Source organism: Pseudomonas sp. AF32, assembly GCF_022342325.2.
Lineage (GTDB): Bacteria > Pseudomonadota > Gammaproteobacteria > Pseudomonadales > Pseudomonadaceae > Aquipseudomonas > Aquipseudomonas uvaldensis.
Genome location: NZ_RQJK02000004.1, coordinates 13,944 through 36,076, shown reverse-complemented (window position 1 = coordinate 36,076; position 22,133 = coordinate 13,944). Strand labels below are relative to the sequence as shown.

The following is a 22,133-nucleotide window of genomic DNA, read 5'->3' as shown; positions in this document are numbered from 1 at the left end:
GATCTACAGCCACCTGGCGTGGTTCAGTGACTCGATGCCGGCGAACTTTTATAAAACACACTCAAGCGAACGCCACTTGTGATGCAATATTGAAAAGCATCCCACAAGCAAACAAGCCGATGACCAGGGATATGGCCCGACTCAAGAAGCGCCCGGACACAATGGCATGAAGTTTACGCCCACAGAATGCGCCGATCGCGATCCAGACCAATCCGACCGGGAATATGATGGCCGTGAATAACGACATGAAAGACACATAGTTGCCCAAGGACAAAAATGTGCCGGCCGGAGCAACAAAGGAAACGAAAAACAACCCTTTTGGATTGGTCAGTGTCGCCACGAACAGATCCGGCACACTGATACCGGTGGTTTTGCCTGGCAGGTGATCCTTGACCGAAAACCACAACTTCAACGAAATATAGAACAGAAAACATACCGCAAAAATCTTGGTGGCAATGACCACCCACGAGTGGTCGGTGATCAGCAGATCGATAAACACGCCCCACATCGTCATCTGAATGATATAAGCCAACCACTCTGCAACGACAAATCTCATGGAGCGGGCATTCAGCCCCCGGTTTATCCCTGTCTGCAAAAGCAGCGAATTGGTTGGGCCCGGAACCAACAGGACCGTCATCAGTGAAAGCGCGATATAAGACATAAGGTCATCCATGCCAGGAGCCACGATGGCTCATTTCTTCAGTTCGGCTCGGGTCTATCGATACTAATCAAATTTTTAGTTGTATGACAACAGACCAATTTTCGCCAATAGAGTAACAACACTAAAGCAACGTGAACGCTGCTCGCCGTCTATCCGGTTCCGCCATTAATTAATCCACTCCTCTACCATCCACGTTTCCAAAACAACCTTTCATAAGCTTGTGACCCTTTCATTGCAGGCTCTAACGCGTCTTCTCGCGGGTGTCAATTTTTCGGCCTACAGGATATCAGGGACTTAGCCACACCAGCAGTCAGCGTCAAAAAGTCCACCCTGGAAAACTATATCGATCCGCCCTCTTGCCTCTTGAACCAACACTTTCACATCCTACTGTCTGCCGGTACTTTTTTGGACTCGACACAATACTAAATTGTCAACTCGGATATTTTGTCCCGGAATACAACCGCATCGCCCTGACGACAACTAATTAGACTATACACTCTACAAATCCTCGCACTGTACTTTAGGACAGTTGAAATGCCTTAGTGCAAAGTTAACAGTAGCTCCACCGACAGCCACGAAACGTCTTTCATGAACTACTCCTCATGCACCTATCGTTTTTTCGGCGTATCTACCCGTATCGAAAGCTACTCTACAATTCCGACTAAAACGCTCGAACAAATACTGGCCATTCGCAAAGCCGCATTTATCGATAGAAAGAAGTGGGACATAGGAAGTTATCAGGGCACGGACTACGAATGGGATGAATACGATGATTCTGACGCGATCTATATATATTCCCATCTTAACGATCGCGTGACCGGATGTGTTCGGTTACGCCCTTGCAGCAAACCGACGCTCTTGAGCGGAGCCTTGAGTTTCATTCTTCCCAGCGACAAAAACAGACCCCACCCCCGCACTTGCTGGGAAGCCACACGCTTCGCACTTTCCTCCGACAGATCAACCTCTGGAGAATTGACCCATGCCTATGTAGACGCACGTACCGCAGCGCTCTTTCTCTCGATGATGAAGTTCGCTCACCAGCAAAACTTCGCCTTGTATGAGGTGGTCGTTGACACGCTGATGGAAAAAATCCTGAAGCGTTCCGGCTGGACCATGGAAAGGCATAACACAGCAGTGGGTTCGAAAGGCGAAAATATCATCTACGGAACACTGTCCTGCGCACTTTCCACTTACGAGGGCGTCCTCAGGAAGAACGCAACCCACACCACACTCTATGAACCATTCCTTATGACGAACCGTTCGTCAGACACACTCCAACCATCCATCGATATCGGTCAAATGCGCCCCGACCGAAACATTCCAGCAAAAATACATATGCACACTGAGCTGCATTTATAAAACAAACTTCTGGTATGAAATTGGAGAAAGGATGAACCTGCAAAGACTATTCCCGCACGTTGGCAAAGTCATTGCCAGTACCGGCAGCCGCCACTTCCCGCGCATGTTGCACGACCTGATACTTACGGAAATTCCCGTCGACGCAACGCATATCACCGAACAAAGGATAGGGACTGCACACGTTGCAGAACCAAGCACTTCCAGTATCGGTTTTGTCGGCATGGACAACACTTGCGTCGATGCCGTCATGGAGACGCATACCGCAAAACCGTTTTTCCTGGCCGAAGATATTCTCTTTGAAGACGCCGCCCCGCAAAAAGTACCGAACTTCTCCCGGTGCCTGTTGAAACCCGGACAGGCGAGCAGCCCATCCAGCCACAACACAACCACCCAATTGCATCTGACCACTCGAAAAAATGGCCGTCGTTATGTGCTGTCCGTCTACCGATCACCCTTTTCCAAGGGCTTTACCGCACAAGAACACGCCCTGCTGAAGGATTTTTCCTGCCTCTTGTTGCCCATGGTGGAAGAACATGTCGCTGCCCTGGTTCCGTCGGAACCCCATCGTCATGACCCGAGCCTCCCCCTCGAAGGTCCGGAAAACGGCGGAATGGAAGCATTGCGTCAGAGATTCGCCGACCGACTACAGCTGTCCGGCCTGACCCTCTCCACCCGCGAGACTGAAGTATGCGTGGGTTTACTCGCCGGGCGCACGGCACCTGAACTTGCGGAGCAACTCAACCTGAAAGTCAACACAGTCGAAAGCTATCTGAAACGCGCAGCCATAAAAATGGGGATCGGCGGACGCCGTTCACTCATCCGCTGGATGCACTCGATGGATGCCACGCCACCGGGTATCGAATGGAACGCTGCCCCTCCCATTCGCCAGGCCGTCTGAAAACGCTCCCCAACCGTAGGCTTTGTACGAAAACTCGCCGCTCGGCGATTTTTCGTACAACCCCTGACTCGATCAATCCAATCGAGCAGCGTTGGGGATGATTATTGCCTCACGCCCTCAGCCGCCGGACCTTCTCTGTTCATCGCCCGCGCAAGACGCTTGAACCATTCCAGTGCATCGTCCACGTAAGTGAAGATCACTGGCACCACCAACAGACTCAGCAGCGTCGACGTCAGCAGGCCCCCCATGACGACCACGGCCATCGGCTGCCTGAAACTCGGGTCCTCGCCCATGCCCATTGCGGTCGGCAACATACCGGCACCCATCGCAATAGTGGTCATCAGGATGGGCCGGGCGCGCTTGTGGCAGGCATCGACCAGCGCGTCGTACCGCCCCAGGCCATAATCGCGGCGAGCCATGATCGCGTATTCCACCAACAGGATGGAGTTCTTGGTCACGATCCCCATCAACATCAACAAGCCAATGACTGACGGCAAGGAGAAGCTGAAGTTGCACACCAGCAACGCGATCAATGCCCCGCCCAACGAGAGGGGCAGCGCCGAAAGAATCGTGGCCGGTTGCAGGAAGTCGTGGAACAGCAGCACCAGCACCGCGTAGATGCAAAACACCCCGATGGCCATGGCCACGCTGAAACTTCCGAACAATTCCGTCATGAGCTGCAACTCACCCTGCTCCACCGGTTTGACCTCAGGCGGCAGATTGCGCATCGCCGGCAACTGGCTCGCCTCGGCCATGACCTCCCCCAGGTTGCGCCCATTGAGCTCGATCGAAAGGGTGACATTGCGCAGGCGATCGAGCCGACTGATCTGCGCCGGACCGCTACCCAGACTGATCTCTCCCAGCGACGCCAGGGCGACCTGGCCGTCCCGCCCGGTCACCCGTAGCTGATTGATGCTCTGCAAGTCATCGCGCAACAGGGTATCCATCCGCACCCGCACATCCACTTGACGCTGGGACAGATTGATCTTGCCCAATTGCGAGGAGTACTCGCCGTAGGTCGCCATGCGCAAGGTATCGGCGATCTCCTGGCTGGTGACACCCAGTTCCGCCGCGCGGGCGAAGTCGGGGCGCATCTGGATTTCCGGCCGCTGCAGGGCGCTGCTGGACGTGACATTCCCGATTCCGCGCAGCCCGCGCAACTGCGGCTCAAGGGCATTTGCGGTGCGCTCCAACAGCTTGCCGTCGTCACTGGCCAATACGATGTTGAGCTTCTCGCCGCTGCCATCCCCCCCAACATTGACTCGCACCCCCGGCAGCGTACGCAACGCCTCACGCATCTGCGCCTCGACTTCCACTTGTCTACGCTCTCTCTGGTGGCGCGGCACCAGGTCGACCGTCAACGCCGCATCGCCAGCCCCGGTGATATCGGCGGAGCCGCCTCCCGAACTGCTGGCGGTGCCTACCGCGATGAACACGTGCTGAACGTCCGGGATGGCACGCAGCCTGTCGCTGGCCTGCAACGCCATTTCGGTGGTTTGCTCCAGCGTCGTGCCGGGTGGCAATTCCAGCGTAATGTTGCTGTGACCCGCGTCCTGTGGCGGCAGGAAGCTGGTGGGCAACAGCGGAACCAACGCCAGGGCACCGATGAAGAACAGGCTGGCCAGGAACATCGTGGTCTTGCGTCGAGTGAGGCTGGCATGGATCCAGCCCAGGTACCGGGTCATCAACGGGCCGTCGTGGGTTGCGTCCGTTTTCGCCCTGAGGAAATACGCGGCCATCATGGGCGTGAGTACCCGGGCCACCAGCAACGAAAACAACAGGGCCACCGAGGCGGTCACGCCGAACTGGCGAAACAGTTTGCCAGCCACACCGCCCATGAACGCCGTGGGCAGAAAGACCGCCACCAGGGTCGCCGTCGTCGCGAGCACAGCCAGGCCGATTTCGTCTGCCGCCTCGGTGGCGGCTTGAAGTGGCGTCTTGCCCATCCGCAGGTGCCGCGCGATGTTCTCGATTTCAACGATGGCGTCATCCACCAGCACGCCGATGACCAGCGCCAGCGCCAACAGCGACACGGCATTGAGCGTAAACCCGGCCAGGTACATGACCCCGAAGGTGGGAATGATCGACAGTGGCAGCGCTGTCGCGACAATAAGGGTGGCGCGCCAATCGCGCAAAAACCACCCCACCACCAGCACAGCCAACAGCATGCCCTCGTACAGCAGGTTCATCGAGTCGTGGTAATTGGCGAGAACGGCCCGGACCGTATCACTGGCTTCGGTGATTCGCACATTGGGGTGTTGCTCCACGAACGTGGCCATGGCCATGCGCACATCCTTCGCCACACCGACGTCGGAAAAGCCCAGTGACCGGGTGACCTGGAACCCGATGACCGGTTTGCCGTCGCGAAAAGCCCGGCTGCTGCGCTCGGCATGGGTGTCGCGAATATCCGCCAGTTGATTCAACGCCAGCAGACGGCCGTCTCCGCTGGGAATATCGATGGCGCCCAAGGCCGCCGGATCATCAATGGCACCCAGGGTCCGCATGGCCTGTTGACCGCTGCCCAGGTTGCCCTGGCCGCCGGAGTTGTCCTTCTGCATTGCCCTCAATTGGGCCGCGACATCGGCAACGCGGATACCCAGCCCGGCCATCAGGGCCGGATCGAGGTTGACCTGGATTTCCCGGTCGACACCGCCGATTCGTGAAACCAGCGCAACCCCCGGCACCGATAACAGTTTCTTGCTCAGCTCGTTGTCGACGAACCAGGACAAGGCTTCTTCGTCCAGGGTGTCGGAGTCGATGACGTAGGTCAGCAGCGGCGAAGCGCTGGTGGTCAGGCGGGAAACCGAGGGTGTGTCCAGGCTGGCCGGAAGTTGCGGCATGGCACTGTCGACCGCATTGCGGACTTCGTTGAGGGCCTCGTTGCCATCCTTGTCGATGTCGAAAGTGATGCTGATGTTGACCGCGCCGTCGGTGATCACGGTCGTCACATGCTTGAGCAAGCGCAACGACGTGAGCTTGTCCTCGATCTTGCGTGCCACCTCCGTTTCCAGCTGTTCGGGAGCCGCCCCTTCCAGCGAGGCGTTGATCACCACCACCGGCAGGTCCATGTCGGGAAAATCCTGGATGGCGAGTTTTCCAAACCCCAGCAAGCCGAAGAGCGTCAGCAGGATGAACAGCATGACGGCCGGTACCGGATAACGGATCGACAGGGCTGAAATATTCATGGCTGCGCAACCTGGGATTGAACGACGGTGACGCTGGCCCCGTCATTGAGAAAGGCCCCGCCGGCGCGCACGATACGGGCCGGTTCCTCCAGGCCGCCAAGAATTTCCACGGCCTGATGCAAGCGCCTGCCCACCGTCACGGGCCTCTGGACGACGTGCATGTCGTCGTTGAGCGTGAACACGTAGGAACGACCGTCACGCAGGATGACGGCGGTGTCCGGCACCGTGAGGGCTTCGCGGGCGGGCAACTCGATCTGGCCACTGGCGTACATGCCGGCCTGGGCGGGACTGTCGCTTGGCAGGGAGATATAGACCAGTGCCCGACTGGTCTTGGTGTTCAGCGTCGGGGAGACCAGCCGCACCCGCCCTTCCACGCTCTGCCCGCCCGGCAAGGTCAGGCGCGCCACTTGGCCGGCCTGTACCTGGGCGAGTTGGCGGGCGTCGAGCTCGGCTTGCCATTCGATGCGGCCGTCGCGCACCAGGCGAAACAGCTCATCGCCGGCCGCCACCACTTTTCCGAGCAGTGCGGTGCGTGCGGAAACGATGCCATCGTCCACCGCCACGATACGCGTCTGCCGCAACCTGATCCGGGTACTTTGCAGTTCCGCCCTGGCGCCAGCCAGGTCGGCCTCGGCGAGGGCCACTTTGATTCGGTAATCTTCGCGCTGCTGCTCCGACAAGGCCCCGCCCTGGCCGACCACCTTGGCGCGCCGGTCGTTGGAGCGGGCCTGCTCCAGATTAGCCACCGCCTGGGCGACAAGCGCCACCTGCTTGCGCTCCTCGGCCAGCACCGAATCAGAGGCCAGAGTGGCCAGCAACTGGCCCTTGTTGACCCGGCTACCCACGTCGGCTTCAAGGCTGGCGATGCGCAGGTTGCCGGTCTCGGCATTGATGACCGCCTCCTGCCAGGGTGCCAACGCCCCACTGGCGTACAGTAATTGCGGCCACAGCTGACGCCGTGCCTGGACCACCTCCACGCTCAGGCTGCTGGTCACGGGAGCGGCCACGGCCGGTTCGGCACCACGGCGAATGGAAATGAAGATCACCACCACCGCCAGCACGGCGGACACCAACAGGATTTTACGCAACGTCGACCTCACGCCCCTTCTCCATTCGATGCCGGGTGTCGAGCCAACGGTTGGTCCGCTTGCCACCCGCCACCCAGGGCCTTGTACAGGGCGATCCAGTAGCGAACCTGGTCCTGCTGCAAGGTGATCAATTCGATTTCCGCCGTCAGTGCCTGACGGCGAGCGGTTTCCCGGTCCAGCAGACTGACGCTGCCGGCCTGCCAGTTACGGTCGATGGCCTCGAACGACTCACGGAACCCGGCGGTGGAGCGCTCGACGTCGGACTCCCGCCGCCGCGCCGCATCGAGGCGCACCAGCGCCTGTTCGACCTCCATGACGCTGGTGCGCAACGTTTGGCGATAGACTGCCAGGGCCGCGTCGTAAGAAGCCCTTGCGCCCTCCACCGCCGCGCGGCGCTTGCCACCGTCGAACAGCGGAATCGACAACACCGGGCCCAGCGACCAGGAGCGGTTGCGCTGCCCTACTGTATTGCCGACCGAGAAGCTGCCAGAGAGGCTCAAGCTGGGCAGGCGATCGGCCTGGGCCACGCCGATCTCGGCGTTTGCCGCCGCCAGTTCCCGCTCGCTGGAGGCGACATCCGGGCGCTGGCGCAACAGGTCCGCGGGAATCTGCTGCACGTCGAGCCCGGCCGGTTTTGGCAGTCGGGCCGGCGTCTTGCCGAGCACCGCCAACAGCCGCTCCTCATCGCCACCGGTCAACGCGACCAGGCTTTTCAACAATACCTGGCACTCACTTTGCTGCTGGACCAGGGCTGCCTCGCTACTGGCGGCACTGGCATCGGCCAGCGCCGCATCGGCGGACGAGGTGAAGCCGGCCCCGAACGACTGACGGGTGATGCGCGCCGTGTCCTGTTGCGACTGGGCCTGGTCCCGGTAAGCCAATACCAGTTTCTGGCAGCCGCGGTACTGCACGTAGTAGTCGCCGACCTGGGCGGCGAGCGACACCCGCGCGTCATGCCAGTCATCCACGCGTGCCTCGACACGGGACCGGGCCGCTTCGTTGTTGCGGCGCAACTTGCCGAACAGATCGATCTCCCACGCGGCGTCCAGCGCGGCGGAAGAGCCCGATCCCCCCAAGCGCTGCGAGCCGGTCTGCTGCCCGCCACGACCGCCGGACAAGCGACCGTCGACGGTGGGCAAGGCATCCGCCGCATCGCTGTCGGCGGTCGCCCGGGCCAATGCGATATTGGCCCAGGCCTGGTCCATGGACGGGCTATCGGTTTCGGCCAGGCGCAACAGCTGCGCCAGGGCCGGGTCGTCGAATTGCTGCCACCAGTCGGCCAGGGCCGCCACCGACGCGCCGTGTGGAAGCGGCGCCTGCCACTTCGCGGCAACCGGAACGGTCGGCACCCGGTAGTCGGGCCCCAATACACAGCCGCCCAGCAACACCGCACACAGTGTCACCAGCAGCATGTTTCCTGGGGGCTTCAAGGCAGGCATAGGGTTCTCTTGGACCTGGCGCGGATGAACCAATGGCCAGTGCGGCTCGGGATATGGCAGATCGACAACGGTGGTTATTTAACCTTGGGCCCGCTGGTGTGTCTGGCGTGGGAAACGGGGACAGGTCCCGGCAAGAAAACTCGCGATAAATCCGGGGGGCTGCTGAAATGCCTCGACCTGAAAACAAGGGCCGCATGTTCCCTGTCCGGCTCCCTTTCCATAGCCAATGGATGATCGAATATGGAAGCACTCACTTACCTCGAAAGCGTCGAGTCCAATGCGCGAACCTATGCGCAGACTTTCCAGCGGCTATTTGTCAGCGGCAAGGGGATGCGTATCCGGGATGCCAGCGGGCAGGAATTCCTCGATTGCCTGTCGAACGCCGGCACCCTGGCCCTCGGGCATAACCCTCCCGAGGTACGAGATGCCGTGATGGCGTTTCTCGGCAGCGATCACCTGCAGCAGGCGCTCGACCTGGCCACACCGGCCAAGCATGCCTTCGTGCAGGAACTGTTCTCGATGCTGCCGGCCAGGATGCGCGACACCAGCAAGATCCTGTTCTGTGGTCCCAGCGGTTCGGACGCCGTGGAAGCCGCCATCAAGCTGGCGCGCCATTACACCCGGCGCTCGCCGTTGATGGCCTTCCACGGCGGGTACCACGGGATGACCGCCGGGGCGTTGTCCGCGATGGGCAAGCTGTCGCCGAAGACCGGGGACGGCCTGATTGCCCAGGGCACTCACTTCCTGCCGTTTCCCTATCGGTTCCGCTGCCCGTTCGGCACCGATGGCGAACACACCGAGCAATTGTCCATCGACTACATCCGCACGGTCCTGTCGGATCCTGAAGGCGGTGTCGCCAAACCGGCGGCGGTCATCGTCGAAGTGGTGCAAGGCGAAGGGGGCTGCATCCCCGCCTCGGCCAACTGGCTGAGAGCGTTGAGAGAAATCACCCTGGAGCAGGACATCCTGCTGATCGTCGATGAAGTCCAGACCGGACTGGGACGCACCGGCAGCACCTTCGCCATCGAACACGCCGGGGTCGTACCCGACATCCTGGTGCTGTCCAAGGCCATTGGCGGTGGCTATCCCCTGGCGGTCGTCGTGTATGCCGAACACCTGGATACCTGGGGCCCTGGCATGCATGCAGGCACCTTCCGCGGCAACCAGGTGGCCATGGTCGCGGGCGCCGCGACCATGCGCCAGATCAGCAAGGACAACCTGGTCGCCAATGCCGCCCGGATGGGCGAGCGGTTGCAGCGCGGCCTCCGGGAGATCGCCCAGCGTTACCCCTTCATCGGCGACATCCGCGGTCGTGGCTTGATGATTGGCGTCGAAATTACCAAACCACCGGTCCAGCAACGCGCCGGCCAGGCCGACGGGGTCCTGGCCCACGCCATCAAGCTCAATTGCTTCGACAATGGCTTGATGATGGAAACCGGAGGGCGCCACGGCGCGGTGCTCAGGTTTCTGCCGCCGCTGACCATCACCGAGAATGAAGTCGACATGGTCCTGGACCGGTTTGACCAGTCACTCGCAAAGGTCGTCGATAAACGCCCCCAGGTGGCACGCGAAACAGTCTAAAAGACAACCCCTTGTGGGACTTCCACAAGGGGTGGGTGTCCCACAAGGGGTAGGCGTCCCAAGTGAAACCATAGGGGTCACGCGAGCAACTGACTCAGCACCGCACGCAACTTGCCAGGCTTGACCGGTTTGTTGAGCAACGGCGCGTTCAGCTTGCGCAAGGCGCGACGGCACTGGTCGCTGCGGTCGGCGGTGATGATGACCGCCGGTATCGGCTGCTGGAAATGCTCGCGCAAGTGCTTGACCACTTCGCACCCGACCACGCCATGGTCCAGATGAAAGTCCGCCAGCACCAGTTCCGGTGCCTGGCCCTGCAACACATCCAGCGCGGCCGCTTCATCAGTGGCCGTCAGCACTTCACAGCCCCACTGCTCCAGCAGCGCGGCCATGCTTTGCAGAATACTCAGCTCATTGTCGATCACCAGCAGCCGGCGTCCCGGCAACGGGTTACCGGCCACCGCCTGGACTGGCACTTGCGACACGGGCAATGGCTTGTCATCGGACAATGGCACCTCGATGCTGAACACCGAACCACGGCCGGGTCGGGAACGTACCTGGATGCGATAACCAAGGATATGGGCGATACGCTCCACGATGGCCAGCCCAAGCCCTACCCCTTTGCGGTCAGCCGCCCTGCCCACATCGAGTTGGTTGAATTCGAGAAAGATCGATTCCAGGCAATCGGCGGCAATTCCGCGCCCCGTGTCCCAGACCTCCACGCTCACCCGAGCGCCTCTGCGCCGGGCAGCCAGGAGAATGCCGCCCTGATGGGTATAACGGCAGGCATTGCTGAGCAGGTTGCGCAGGATGCGCGTCATCAGCCGCAGATCGGTCAACACCGCTTCGTCGACAAAGCGCACCCGCAGCTCCAGTCCGGCTGCGCCGGCCACCGACTGAAACTCCGAAACCAGCGGTGCCAGCAGCTCATCCAGACGATACGACGCCAGGTCCGGGCGAACCGCCGCCTGGTCCAACCGGGAAATATCCAGCAAGTCGGTGAGCAGGTCCTCGGCCCCTTCCAGCGCCTGGTGAGTCCGCTCCACCAGCACATGTTCGGAGGCCGGCAGCGGACGCTCGCGCAATGTGGCGATCAACAGGCGTGCGGCGTTCAGCGGTTGCAGCAGGTCATGGCTGGCGGCGGCGAGGTATTTGTCCTTGCTGCGATTGGCGGCCTGGGCGGCGTCCCGGGCATCGCGCAACTGTTGCTCCACGCGCTTGCGCTGGGCGATCTGCTGCTGCAGGTTGTGGTTGGCCTCCAGCAGTTCATCGGTGCGTTCGGCCACCCGTTGTTCCAGCTGGTCGTTGAGCTGCTGCAGGCGATGCTTGGCCTGCTCCAGCTCCTCGAGGCGTGCCGCCAGTTCAGGGTAATGGCTCTTGCGCGTCGAATGGTTGCCCAGCCCCAGCAGCCCCGCCAGGGCCTTTTGCTGGTCGTCAGAGGGCTTCGCCATAGACGACCTCGACATCCCGCTGGCTCGACTCCCGAGGATTGGTGAGGATGCACGGGTCATCCATGGCGTGCTGGGACAGGAACGGAATGTCCGAGGTACTCACCCCATGCAGTCCCAGGGTCTCATGGAAGCCTATGGTGTGCTTGAGCGCGATCAGGTGCTCCACCAGCCGCGTGCGGATCTGCCGGTGGTTGAGCCCACGGCAGTCGATGCCCAGCGTCTCGGCAATCACCTTGAAGCGCTCCGGCGCCGAGGTGTAGTTGAACGCCACCACGTGCTCCACCAACACGGCGTTGCACAGGCCATGGGGCAGGTCCAGGAAACCACCCAGACTGTGGGACATGGCATGTACCGCGCCGAGGATAGCGTTGGAGAATGCCAGCCCGGCCTGCATGCTGCCGAGCATGATCTTTTCCCGCAACGCGACATCCGCCGGATTGGCGATCATCTGCACCAGGTTGTTGTTGATCAGGCGCATCGCCTCCAGCGCATGGGGATCGGTCAGCGGCCCGTGCCCGGTGGATACGAATGCCTCGATGGCGTGCACCAGCGCGTCGATGCCGGTACAGGCCGACAGGAACGGGTCCATGCTCAGGGTGGTTTCAGGGTCGATCAGCGACACATCCGGCACGGCCGCCTTGCTGACGATGGAGAACTTCATGCGCTCCTGCTGGTTGGAAATGATCACGAACTGCGACACATCGGCGGAGGTGCCGGCCGTGGTGGGGATCAGGATCAGCGGTGGGCTGGGTATGTGCAGGGTGTCGACGCCTTCGAATTCAAGGATGTTGCGACCGTGGGCGACGACGATACCGATGCCCTTGCCGCAATCCATGGGGCTGCCGCCACCGACCGCGACGATGACATCGCAGTGGTTTTCCCGGTACAGCTCGGCACCGAGCATCACTTCTTCGACCCGGGGATTGGGCGAGACGGCGCTGTAGATGCAGTAATCGATCCCGAGGGCCTGGAGACTGGCTTCGACATCGCCCACCCAACCGGCGGCGATAACCCCGGGATCGGTGACGATCAGCACCTTGCGTGCGCCGAACGTCTTGGCGTAATTGCCGACATTGTGCCGGCAACCGGCGCCGAACATGATTTCAGGAGATACGAACTTGCGCAGTGGACTGAGGCTCATCTTTTCCGGTGCATGGCTCATGGGTAAGCCTGTTCTTATTGTGGGATACCCTGAGCCTAAAGCATCCCAGCGTGATTGCAATCAGACCAATGGGTAGCCCGGCCTGAGAGGGACAGGCCGGGCCGGTACTCACCGGTTGGCGAAGTACATGGTCACTTCGAAGCCGATTCGCAGGTCGGTGTAGGCAGGTTTAGTCCACATGGGTCTTTCCTCTTCTTGTGCCGGGCCATTCCGGCAAGGTCATTAATGCACGGGGAGCACGGGGTTCGAATGCTACTTTCGAAGCGGTGGGTGGGGTGCGTTGGTAGGGGTACTACGCATTGCCCATGTGGGCGAGCCTGCTCGCGATAGCGGTGGATCAGTCAACTCAGTGCTGACGGCTCCGGCCTCATCGCGAGCAGGCTCGCTCCCACAGGGATTTGGGGTGGCTTCAGTTTAGAAGAAACCCAACGGGTTGATGTCGTAGCTCACCAGCAGGTTCTTGGTCTGCTGGTAGTGGTCGAGCATCATCTTGTGGGTTTCGCGGCCGACGCCGGACTTCTTGTAGCCACCGAACGCGGCGTGGGCCGGGTACAGGTGGTAGCAGTTGGTCCAGACGCGACCGGCCTTGATCGCCCGGCCCATGCGGTAGGCGCGGTTGATGTCGCGAGTCCAGAGGCCGGCGCCAAGGCCGAACTCGCTGTCGTTGGCAATCGCCAGGGCTTCGGCTTCGTCCTTGAAGGTGGTCACGCCCACCACCGGGCCGAAGATCTCCTCCTGGAACACGCGCATCTTGTTGTGACCCTTGAGCAGCGTCGGCTGGATGTAATATCCGCCCGACAGGTCGCCTTCCAGGCGCTCGGCCGCGCCGCCGGTGAGCAGTTCCGCGCCCTCTTCCCTGGCGATGTCCAGGTACGAAAGGATCTTGTCGTATTGCTGCTCGGACGCCTGGGCGCCGACCATGGTGTCGGTGTCCAGCGGGTTGCCGCGTTTGATTTTGGTGATTTTCTTCATGACCTCGGCCATGAACGGCGCATAGATCGACTCCTGCACCAATGCCCGCGACGGGCAGGTGCACACCTCGCCCTGGTTGAAGAACGCCAGCACCAGGCCCTCGGCGGCCTTCTCGATGAAGGCTGGCTCGGCCTGCATGATGTCTTCGAAGAAGATGTTCGGCGACTTGCCGCCCAGTTCCACGGTGGACGGAATGATGTTCTCCGCCGCGCATTTCATGATGTGCGAGCCCACCGGGGTGGAGCCGGTGAAGGCGATCTTGGCAATGCGCTTGCTGGTGGCGAGGGCTTCGCCTGCTTCGCGGCCGAAACCATGAACAATGTTCAACACACCGGCCGGCAGCAGGTCGGCGATCAATTCGACAAAGACCATGATCGACAGTGGCGTCTGCTCCGCCGGCTTGAGCACGATGCAATTGCCGGCGGCCAGGGCCGGTGCGAGCTTCCAGGCGGCCATCAACAGCGGGAAGTTCCACGGGATGATCTGCCCGACCACGCCCAGCGGCTCGTGGAAGTGATAAGCCGTGGTCAACTCGTTGATCTCGGCCGCCCCGCCCTCCTGCGCCCGGATGCAACCGGCGAAGTAGCGGAAGTGATCAGCCGCCAGCGGCACGTCGGCGTTGAGGGTTTCCCGTACGGCCTTGCCGTTGTCCCAGGTTTCGCTGACCGCAAGCACTTCCAGGTTCTGCTCGATGCGGTCGGCAATCTTGAGCAACACCAGGGCGCGGTCCTGGACCGAAGTCTTGCCCCACGCGTCGGCGGCGGCATGGGCTGCGTCGAGTGCCTTGTCGATGTCGGCGGCGCTGGAGCGCGGGAATTCGGCGATCACTTCGCCGTTGACCGGCGATGTGTTGGTGAAATATTCCCCGTGGACCGGCGCGACGAACTCGCCGCCGATGAAGTTGCCATAGCGCGGTTTGAAGGAAACGACGGCGCCTGGGGTTCCGGGTTGTGCGTAGATCATGATTGGGCCTCTGCCTGGTCGATGCCTGTCACGGGACAGACGATAGGCCGATGGTAGAGAGCCCCGTGCGGCGGACGAATGCGTCGTTGGCAGTGGGGCTCTCGTTATTTGGTCGTAGTTTTTTGCTGTTGAACGCAGAATTCAGCAACGCATGAAATTTTCTGTGGCGAGGGGATTCATCCCCGCTGGGCCGCGAAGCGGCCCAAAATCGGCGAGCGCTGCGCACTCGAGCGGGGATAAATCCCCTCGCCACAAGGACAACGCGCGGCGCTGTGTCAACTCAGCGCTTGGCGACGAGGTCCTTCGGCAACTTGAAGGTCCAAAGCATCCCGCCCTGGTTGAAATCCTTCACCCGCTTGGCCACTTCGCCGCCCCACAGCGGCACCGCGCCGCCCCAACCGGACACCACGGAGACATACTGCTCCCCATCCATTTCCCAGGTGATGGGCGAACCGAGCACGCCGGAACCGGTCTGGAATTCCCAGATCTTTTCCCCGGTCTTGGCGTTGAAGGCCTGCAGGAAGCCCTCAGGCGTACCAGTGAATACCAGGTTGCCCTTGGTGGTCAGCACCCCGCCCCACAGCGGCGCGAAGTTCTTGTGCCGCCACACTTCCTTGCCAGTCTTGGGATCGATGGCCCGCAGCACGCCGATGTAATCCTCGTTCAGCGGCTTGATGGTGAACCCGGCGCCGAGGAACGCCGCGCCTTTCTTGTAGGCGATGCCCTCGTTCCAGATATCCATGCCCCACTCGTTGGACGGTACGTAGAACAACCCGGTGTCCTGGTTGTAGGCCATGGGCATCCAGTTCTTCGCACCGAGGAAGGCCGGCGCCACGAACACCGAGCTGCCCTTCGCTTCGCTGCCCGGCGCGCCCGGACGGCTGGCCTCGTTGTAGATCGGCCGCCCCTCCTTGTCCAGCCCGCTGGCCCAGGTGATCTTGTCGACGAAGGGGAAGCCGCGGATGAACTTGCCGTTGGTACGGTCCAGCACGTAGAAGAAGCCGTTGCGGTCGGCGGTGGCCGCGGCCTTGATGTCCTTGCCGCCCTCCTTGTAGTTGAACGAGATCAGCTCGTTGACGCCGTCATAGTCCCAGCCGTCGTGCGGTGTGCTCTGGAAGTGCCATTTGATGCTGCCGTCGTCCGGGTTCAGGGCCAGGCGCGACGAGGAATAGAGGTTGTCGCCAGGACGCAAGTGGGAGTTCCACGGAGCCGGGTTGCCGGTGCCGAACAGCAGCAGGTTGGTTTCCGGATCGTAGTAGCCGCCCAGCCACGGCGCAGCGCCGCCGGTTTTCCAGAGATCACCCGGCCAGGTCTTGCCGGCCTCGCCACCGGAGATGCCGTTCTCGATCGCCTTGCCGTCCTTGTAGACGTAGCCCATGTGCCCTTCCACGGTCGGACGGGTCCACAGCAGCTCACCGTTCTTCGGGTCGAAGGCGCTGATCTGGCCTACCACGCCGAATTCGCCGCCCGCTACGCCGGTGATCAGCTTGCCGTTAACGACGATGGGGGCGGCACTGATGGAATAGCCTTCCTTGTGGTCGGCCACTTTCTTGCTCCACACCACCTTGCCGGTGTCTTTGTTCAGGGCCACCAGCTTGGCGTCGAGGGTGCCGAAGTACACCAGGTCGCCATACAGCGCCACGCCACGGTTGATCACGTCGCAGCAGGGACGGATGTCATCGGGCAGGCGCGCATCGTACTGCCACAGTTTCTTGCCGGTGCGAGCATCCACCGCGAACACCCGCGAATAGGAGCCGGTCAGGTACATTACCCCGTCCTTGATCATCGGCTGGGCTTGCTGGCCGCGCTGTTTCTCGCCGCCGAAGGAAAACGCCCAGACCGGACGCAGGTCCTTGACGTTATTGACGTTGAGGGTATCGAGCGGGCTGTAGCGCTGACCCTGAACGCCCAGGCCGTTGGTCACGACCTGCTGCGGATTCTTCGGGTCCAGGAGAATTTCCTGATCGGTCACGGCGGCCAGTGCCGAACCGGACAGCAGCATGGCACTGAGCAGCAGGCTCACGGCGAAGGGTTGGCGACGTGCGGGATGAGTCATGACGGCTACCTCTGCGGTTATTGTTATACCCGGGAAATTTTCCCGGTCTGCCGCAGATTCTTGGGCGCGGGGCCGCTACCAACAATTGCCCGCTGTATTGAGTTTTCTAGTTCCTTGGTACAGGTGAGGGTCGCCGCAAGACCTGTGGCTATGGGGTATCCACCCGCCTCATCCCCGCCCGCTCATAGCGCGGATAAAGATGGCTGACACTGCGAATCAGCTCATAACGACTCAGGCTGATCCCGGCAAATCGCTCGGGGATGGGGCTGCGAATCATCTCGGCCATGTCGTCGCCACGGGCCGCGCCGTCGCGCATCAGTTGATCGAGCCAGCCCAGGTAATCGCGCATTTGTGCGAAGGGCGAGGCATCGCTTGCCAACGGGCCGTGGCCAGGCACGATGAGTTTCCAGGGCAAGCCCTGCAAGGTGTCCAGGTCCCGGAGCCATACATCGAGTCCCGGACTGTTGGGGGTGGTCAGGGCCCGCTCGTAGAACACCAGGTCGCCAGCGAACAGCACGCCGGTGGTTTCGTCCAGGACCGCCAGGTCGGCGCCGGTGTGCCCGGCCAGTTGCAGCAGGCGCAGCGAATGATCGCCCACCGTCAGCGTGCCGGGCTCCACCACCTGGGTGGGCAACACCACCTCGGTACCGCGCATCCAGTCGCCGACCAGTCGGTACATGTTCTCGGCCATGGCCTCGCCCTGCTGTTTCAGCAGGTCCGTGGTGCCCGCCAAGGCACCGATGGGCACATCGTTGAAGGCCTGATTACCCAGGACATGGTCGGGGTGATGATGCGTCAGCAGGACGCGGATCACCGATTTGTCCGTGGTCGTCGCGATGGCCTGGCGAAAAGCCTCGCCATAGCGTTTCGAGGGTCCGGTATCGATCACCACGACGCCAGCCTCGGTGACGATGAAACCGGTGTTGACGATGTTACCGCCGTTGGCCTTGGCGAAGTTCTCGGTGCTGCCCTCCAGCAGCCAGGTATCCTCGGCGATCTGCCGGGGCTTGAGGGCATAGTCCGCCCCGGCCCAGGCCGCTCCACTGAGGCTAATGAAGATCAGCAGCAACCAGCGCATGGGACGCTCCTTGTGGTCAGGGAATGGCCGCCTCGAACGCGTTGCCACTGTTATCGCGCAGCAACAGACGGGTTTGTCCGAGGCCCTGGATGTCGAAACCCAGGTTGGGGTTTTCGCTGACCGCCGGGAATAGCTCCAGCCGCGCCAACACCCCGCCGTCGGCATCCAACAGCCGGGCCTCGTTGAGGAAAAACTCCGGGATGCCGCTCACCAGGCCGTTGTCCATTGGATGGGCCACCTGCAGGCGCAGTCGACTGGTGTCGCCCCGCGGATAGCGCGCGCCGAGCACTTCACCCAGGTGCTCCTCCCAGCCCGGCTGGGTGCGCACCACACTGGGCGCGGTGCAACCACCTCCGGCCGCGTCGATCACAGTCGAACCGACATGCCAAAGCCCGTCGCGGGTTTGTACGGCGGCACGTAACGGGGTGGCCTGTTCGATGCGGATACGGATCGACAGCCAGGGCAGTACACGATCCCCCGGTTGAAAATCGACGATTTTCGGCAAGGGGTTCAGCTCGGCCCAGGCCAGTACCCGCACCACATCACCGGCGAAGGCACGGGCATCGATTTCCAACGGCACCTGGCGCGCGTCTTCGGCGAAGGGCGGCGCCACCAGTCGGACCCGGTCATCGAACACGAACGGTGCGTCAGCCAACAGTTGCTTGTGGTAGAACGTCCACATCACCGAAGGCACCGGATCCGTTCCCGGCTCCACCGCAGCCGTCGCCATCGTCGACAAGCTGCACGCCAGCAGCCAACACGCGAGCCCTTTCATCCCTGTGCTCCTATTGATACATCTCGGGCACTTCGTAGCGCAGCCCGTAATGGGCGTAGAGATTTTTCAAGCTGCCGTCGCGGATCAAGCTTTCCAGCGCCTCCTCCACCGCATAGGCCAGTTGCCGGTTGCTTTCATGCACCGCCATGCCGATTTCCCAGCGCTGCTTGCCCATGTTCGGGTAGGCGTTGTCCGCCAGGGCCAGTTGCGGGTCGCCTGCTTCGTGCACCTGCCAGTCCACCTCCCCGCGCATGGCCATGACCGCGTCGACGTTCCCGGCCTGCATTGCCTTGAACGCCTGGCTGACACTGGGGTAATGGTGGGTCCTGGCGCTGAGCATGCCGTTGAACACCGACGTCAGGTAGAACGACGGCACGCTGTCGACTTCGACGCCGATGGGGTGCTGCTGGAACACTGCGACGCTGCCCACCGAATCCAGTCGCCGACGGTCATACGCCACCTGCCAGCACTCTTGCTGATAGGGTCCGAACATCACCACCTGGGCATTTTCCAACTCGCCGATGTCGTTGCGCCTTTGCACGTAGTCGTGATCGTAAGGCACGCGCATCATCAGGTCGGCCAATTGCCGGTCGTGCAGCGGGCTGCTGCGCCAGATGTAATCGCGCAGGTCGTCATCGAGCTTCTCGCCGGGGGGCGCCCAGATCAGTTTCAGGCGTACGCCCATTGCCTTGGCCAAGGCTTGGGCCAGTTCCACATCGACGCCCCTGGGCTGGCCGTTGTCTTCGAAGCTGTAGGGCGCGAAGTCCTTGTAGACCGCCACTTTCAACTCACCGGCGGCGATCATCTGATCGTAGCTGCGCACCTGCGCCTGCACCGCCTGGCCGTACAGCAGCAGGCTGCAAATCACCCACGCGAACAGGCGCATGGCGGTCACTCCTCGACGTGCACGCTGTCGAGATAAGTGCGCACCGCCCACAAGGCTTCCTGGCTCAGGTAGTCGGCCATTTTCGGCATGTAGACCCGACCGTCGCGTACGGCGCCGTGACGCACGCGTTCGACGAACCATTCGTCACCGGCTTCGGCGGCATCGAGCATGCGCAGGTCGGGTGCGATCCCGCCGGACTTGGCTTCCAGGCCATGGCACGCGGCACAGTTCTGGTTATACGCCGAGGCGCCGATTTCCACGGCCTTGTCCCGTTCGGGAGAATTGCGATAGGGGTTCTGGGAGGCCCAACCGTCGGCGTCCAATGGCAGGTTGGTGTCCTTGATGGGGGTCAAGCCCTTGGTTTCCACTGCCTGGGGCACTACGTTGCCATGGGCCCATGCGGGGCCTGCGCCGGTCAGCCCCATCAGCAATGCGGTAGCGATGATGGCGTTGCGTTTTGTTGTCATTGTTATGCCCTCTGGATTACACGCAAGACCTCTTCGCAGAGGCCGTGCCGTCATCTTAGGAACCGTGTCGCGCCAGCCGAATGCTGCTTTGGTGCGCGGGTCCTAGTTCCTTGGTAGCAAGCCCTCCGACGCAGGTCGCAAAGACTGGCGGTTCGGGAAGACTTCCCGGCAAGGGCGGGATTTTTTCCGTATCGGCCAGGCGCCGGCGCGACCCAACCTAGTCAGGCCAAAACCTCACTGGGAATGCCCACCATGACAATAAAAAACCCACCCGCCCTCTGTGCCCTGAGCGCCGCCCTGTTGCTGGCCGGCAGCTTGTCGTTCAGCTCCCTGGCCAGCGCTGCCGTCAGCTGGGAAGACATCGCCAACGACCACCTGACCACCCAGGACGTGCTGCAATACGGCATGGGCACCAACGCCCAACGCTGGAGCCCGCTGGCCCAGGTCAACGATAAGAACGTCTTCAAGCTCACCCCTGCCTGGTCCTATTCGTTCGGCGACGAAAAGCAGCGTGGCCAGGAGTCCCAGGCCATCGTCAGCGACGGCGTGGTGTACGTCACCGGCTCGTACTCCCGGGTGTTCGCCCTCGACGCCAGGACCGGCAAGCGCCTGTGGACCTACAACCACCGGCTGCCCGACAACATTCGCCCGTGCTGCGACGTGGTCAACCGCGGGGCGGCCATCTATGGCGACAAAATCTACTTCGGCACGCTGGACGCACGGGTGGTCGCCCTGGATAAAAACACCGGCAAGGTGGTGTGGAACAAGAAGTTCGGCGACCATGCGGCAGGCTACACCATGACCGGCGCCCCGGTGCTGATCAAGGACAAGAGCAGCGGCAAGGTGCTGCTGATCCACGGCAGCTCCGGTGATGAGTTCGGCGTGGTCGGGCAGTTGTTCGCCCGCGACCCCGACACGGGTGAAGAGGTCTGGATGCGGCCCTTCGTCGAAGGCCACATGGGCCGCCTCAACGGCAAGGACAGCACCCCGACCGGCGACGTCAAGGCGCCCTCCTGGCCCGACGACAAGACCACCGAAACCGGCAAGGTCGAGGCCTGGAGCCACGGCGGTGGCGCGCCCTGGCAGAGCGCCAGTTTCGACCCCGAGACCAACACCATCATCGTCGGCGCGGGCAACCCCGGTCCCTGGAATACCTGGGCCCGCACGGCCAAGGACGGCAATCCTCGCGATTACGACAGCCTTTACACTTCCGGCCAGGTGGGGGTCGATCCCAGCACTGGCGAGGTGAAATGGTTCTACCAGCACACGCCCAACGATGCCTGGGATTTTTCCGGTAACAACGAGCTGGTGCTGTTCGACTACAAGGACAAGGACGGCAAGGTGATCAAGGCCACCGCTCATGCCGACCGCAACGGCTTCTTCTATGTCGTGGATCGCAACAATGGCAAGCTGCAGAACGCCTTTCCCTTTGTCGACAACATTACCTGGGCCAGCCACATCGACCTCAAGACCGGCCGCCCCGTGGAAAATCCCGGCCAGCGCCCGGCCAAGCCGTTGCCCGGCGAAACCAAGGGCAAGCCGGTGGAAGTATCGCCGCCGTTCCTGGGCGGCAAGAACTGGAACCCCATGGCCTACAGCCAGGACACCGGGCTGTTCTACGTCCCCGGCAACCAATGGAAGGAGGAGTACTGGACCGAGGAAGTGAACTACAAAAAGGGCTCGGCCTACCTGGGCATGGGTTTTCGCATCAAGCGCATGTATGACGATCACGTCGGCAGCCTGCGGGCGATGAACCCCACCACGGGCAAGGTCGTCTGGGAACACAAGGAACCGTTGCCGCTGTGGGCCGGCGTGCTCGCCACCAAGGGCAACCTGGTGTTCACCGGCACCGGGGACGGTTTCTTCAAGGCCTTCGACGCCAAAACCGGCCAGGAGCTGTGGAAATTCCAGACCGGCAGCGGCATCGTCTCCCCGCCCATCACCTGGGAGCAGGATGGCGAACAGTACATCGGCGTTACCGTCGGCTATGGCGGCGCCGTACCACTGTGGGGCGGCGACATGGCCGAATTGACCAAGCCGGTGGCCCAGGGCGGGTCGTTCTGGGTGTTCAAGATTCCGAGTTGGGATAAGGCGACGGCGCAAAAATAACCCGTT

Annotated in this window: 17 protein-coding genes; 4 read left to right on the top strand and 13 right to left on the bottom strand. The window is 61.8% G+C overall.

Features of this window, described 5'->3' with window-relative positions:
* Positions 1-61: 61 nt before the first annotated feature.
* Positions 62-661 carry a LysE family translocator gene (locus EGM97_RS05135; protein WP_053150790.1) on the bottom strand — a complete coding sequence of 200 codons (600 nt, stop codon included), beginning with the start codon at positions 659-661 and terminating at the stop codon, positions 62-64.
* A gap of 588 nt (positions 662-1,249) precedes the next feature.
* Here EGM97_RS05135 and EGM97_RS05130 point away from each other — a divergent pair.
* Both EGM97_RS05130 and EGM97_RS05125 read left to right on the top strand, forming a co-directional pair.
* Entirely contained in the window at positions 1,250-2,020 is a 771-nt protein-coding gene (locus tag EGM97_RS05130; RefSeq protein WP_238962884.1) for an acyl-homoserine-lactone synthase, read from the top strand.
* Between the two features lie 31 nt (positions 2,021-2,051).
* Positions 2,052-2,918, top strand: coding sequence for a helix-turn-helix transcriptional regulator (locus EGM97_RS05125; protein ID WP_238962883.1), 867 nt, complete (start codon positions 2,052-2,054; stop codon positions 2,916-2,918).
* A gap of 101 nt (positions 2,919-3,019) precedes the next feature.
* On the opposite strand, the gene EGM97_RS05120 is transcribed toward EGM97_RS05125, so the two are convergent.
* From EGM97_RS05120 to EGM97_RS05110, 3 genes are read right to left on the bottom strand one after another with little or no spacing between them, the layout of a single operon-like run.
* Positions 3,020-6,103, bottom strand: a complete 3,084-nt coding sequence (locus EGM97_RS05120; protein WP_238962882.1) for an efflux RND transporter permease subunit — start codon at positions 6,101-6,103, stop codon at positions 3,020-3,022.
* Entirely contained in the window at positions 6,100-7,191 is a 1,092-nt protein-coding gene (locus EGM97_RS05115; RefSeq protein WP_477788786.1) for an efflux RND transporter periplasmic adaptor subunit, read from the bottom strand. The genes EGM97_RS05120 and EGM97_RS05115 overlap by 4 nt, the downstream gene beginning before the upstream one ends.
* A gap of 8 nt (positions 7,192-7,199) precedes the next feature.
* Positions 7,200-8,630, bottom strand: a complete 1,431-nt coding sequence (locus EGM97_RS05110; RefSeq protein WP_238962881.1) for an efflux transporter outer membrane subunit — start codon at positions 8,628-8,630, stop codon at positions 7,200-7,202.
* A gap of 240 nt (positions 8,631-8,870) precedes the next feature.
* Between EGM97_RS05110 and EGM97_RS05105 the strand changes: the two genes are divergently transcribed.
* Entirely contained in the window at positions 8,871-10,211 is a 1,341-nt protein-coding gene (locus tag EGM97_RS05105; protein ID WP_238962880.1) for a diaminobutyrate--2-oxoglutarate transaminase family protein, read from the top strand.
* A 77-nt stretch (positions 10,212-10,288) separates the two neighbouring features.
* On the opposite strand, the gene EGM97_RS05100 is transcribed toward EGM97_RS05105, so the two are convergent.
* The 9 genes from EGM97_RS05100 to pedF all read right to left on the bottom strand — a co-directional run bounded on the left by EGM97_RS05100 (position 10,289) and on the right by pedF (position 20,018).
* Positions 10,289-11,659: a hybrid sensor histidine kinase/response regulator gene (locus tag EGM97_RS05100; protein ID WP_238962879.1), complete on the bottom strand. Its 1,371-nt coding sequence runs from the start codon at positions 11,657-11,659 to the stop codon at positions 10,289-10,291.
* Positions 11,643-12,800: an alcohol dehydrogenase-like regulatory protein ErcA gene (ercA, locus tag EGM97_RS05095; protein WP_238963015.1), complete on the bottom strand. Its 1,158-nt coding sequence runs from the start codon at positions 12,798-12,800 to the stop codon at positions 11,643-11,645. The genes EGM97_RS05100 and ercA overlap by 17 nt, the downstream gene beginning before the upstream one ends.
* A 129-nt stretch (positions 12,801-12,929) precedes the next feature.
* Positions 12,930-13,001, bottom strand: a complete 72-nt coding sequence (gene pqqA, locus EGM97_RS05090; protein ID WP_003243383.1) for a pyrroloquinoline quinone precursor peptide PqqA — start codon at positions 12,999-13,001, stop codon at positions 12,930-12,932.
* 234 nt (positions 13,002-13,235) lie between these two features.
* The gene (gene exaC / locus EGM97_RS05085) at positions 13,236-14,756 is read right to left on the bottom strand and encodes an acetaldehyde dehydrogenase ExaC (RefSeq protein ID WP_238962878.1); all 1,521 of its coding nucleotides are present in this window, start codon (positions 14,754-14,756) and stop codon (positions 13,236-13,238) included.
* A gap of 280 nt (positions 14,757-15,036) precedes the next feature.
* On the bottom strand, positions 15,037-16,812 hold the full coding sequence (locus tag EGM97_RS05080; protein ID WP_238962877.1) for a PQQ-dependent methanol/ethanol family dehydrogenase: 1,776 nt from the start codon (positions 16,810-16,812) through the stop codon (positions 15,037-15,039).
* 148 nt (positions 16,813-16,960) lie between these two features.
* A complete protein-coding gene (locus EGM97_RS05075; RefSeq protein WP_238962876.1) occupies positions 16,961-17,890 on the bottom strand; it encodes a quinoprotein relay system zinc metallohydrolase 1 in 930 nt (309 codons plus the stop codon).
* Positions 17,891-17,906: 16 nt separating this feature from the next.
* Complete coding sequence (locus EGM97_RS05070; protein ID WP_238962875.1) at positions 17,907-18,665, bottom strand: quinoprotein dehydrogenase-associated SoxYZ-like carrier; 759 nt, start codon at positions 18,663-18,665, stop codon at positions 17,907-17,909.
* Between the two features lie 10 nt (positions 18,666-18,675).
* Positions 18,676-19,551, bottom strand: coding sequence for a substrate-binding periplasmic protein (locus tag EGM97_RS05065; protein ID WP_238962874.1), 876 nt, complete (start codon positions 19,549-19,551; stop codon positions 18,676-18,678).
* A gap of 5 nt (positions 19,552-19,556) precedes the next feature.
* Positions 19,557-20,018 carry a cytochrome c-550 PedF gene (gene pedF / locus EGM97_RS05060; protein ID WP_238962873.1) on the bottom strand — a complete coding sequence of 154 codons (462 nt, stop codon included), beginning with the start codon at positions 20,016-20,018 and terminating at the stop codon, positions 19,557-19,559.
* Positions 20,019-20,270: 252 nt separating this feature from the next.
* Between pedF and exaA the strand changes: the two genes are divergently transcribed.
* Positions 20,271-22,127 (top strand): quinoprotein ethanol dehydrogenase, encoded by a 1,857-nt coding sequence (gene exaA / locus EGM97_RS05055; RefSeq protein ID WP_238962872.1) that lies wholly within the window; start codon positions 20,271-20,273, stop codon positions 22,125-22,127.
* The last annotated feature ends 6 nt before the right edge of the window (positions 22,128-22,133 follow it).

Coding starts and splice junctions, on each gene's coding strand:
- EGM97_RS05135 (WP_053150790.1), bottom strand. CDS start 661: ATGTCTTATATCGCGCTTTCACTGATGACGGTCCTGTTGGTTCCGGGC.
- EGM97_RS05130 (WP_238962884.1), top strand. CDS start 1,250: ATGAACTACTCCTCATGCACCTATCGTTTTTTCGGCGTATCTACCCGT.
- EGM97_RS05125 (WP_238962883.1), top strand. CDS start 2,052: ATGAACCTGCAAAGACTATTCCCGCACGTTGGCAAAGTCATTGCCAGT.
- EGM97_RS05120 (WP_238962882.1), bottom strand. CDS start 6,103: ATGAATATTTCAGCCCTGTCGATCCGTTATCCGGTACCGGCCGTCATG.
- EGM97_RS05110 (WP_238962881.1), bottom strand. CDS start 8,630: ATGCCTGCCTTGAAGCCCCCAGGAAACATGCTGCTGGTGACACTGTGT.
- EGM97_RS05105 (WP_238962880.1), top strand. CDS start 8,871: ATGGAAGCACTCACTTACCTCGAAAGCGTCGAGTCCAATGCGCGAACC.
- EGM97_RS05100 (WP_238962879.1), bottom strand. CDS start 11,659: ATGGCGAAGCCCTCTGACGACCAGCAAAAGGCCCTGGCGGGGCTGCTG.
- ercA (WP_238963015.1), bottom strand. CDS start 12,800: ATGAGCCTCAGTCCACTGCGCAAGTTCGTATCTCCTGAAATCATGTTC.
- exaC (WP_238962878.1), bottom strand. CDS start 14,756: ATGATCTACGCACAACCCGGAACCCCAGGCGCCGTCGTTTCCTTCAAA.
- EGM97_RS05080 (WP_238962877.1), bottom strand. CDS start 16,812: ATGACTCATCCCGCACGTCGCCAACCCTTCGCCGTGAGCCTGCTGCTC.
- EGM97_RS05075 (WP_238962876.1), bottom strand. CDS start 17,890: ATGCGCTGGTTGCTGCTGATCTTCATTAGCCTCAGTGGAGCGGCCTGG.
- EGM97_RS05070 (WP_238962875.1), bottom strand. CDS start 18,665: ATGAAAGGGCTCGCGTGTTGGCTGCTGGCGTGCAGCTTGTCGACGATG.
- EGM97_RS05065 (WP_238962874.1), bottom strand. CDS start 19,551: ATGCGCCTGTTCGCGTGGGTGATTTGCAGCCTGCTGCTGTACGGCCAG.
- pedF (WP_238962873.1), bottom strand. CDS start 20,018: ATGACAACAAAACGCAACGCCATCATCGCTACCGCATTGCTGATGGGG.
- exaA (WP_238962872.1), top strand. CDS start 20,271: ATGACAATAAAAAACCCACCCGCCCTCTGTGCCCTGAGCGCCGCCCTG.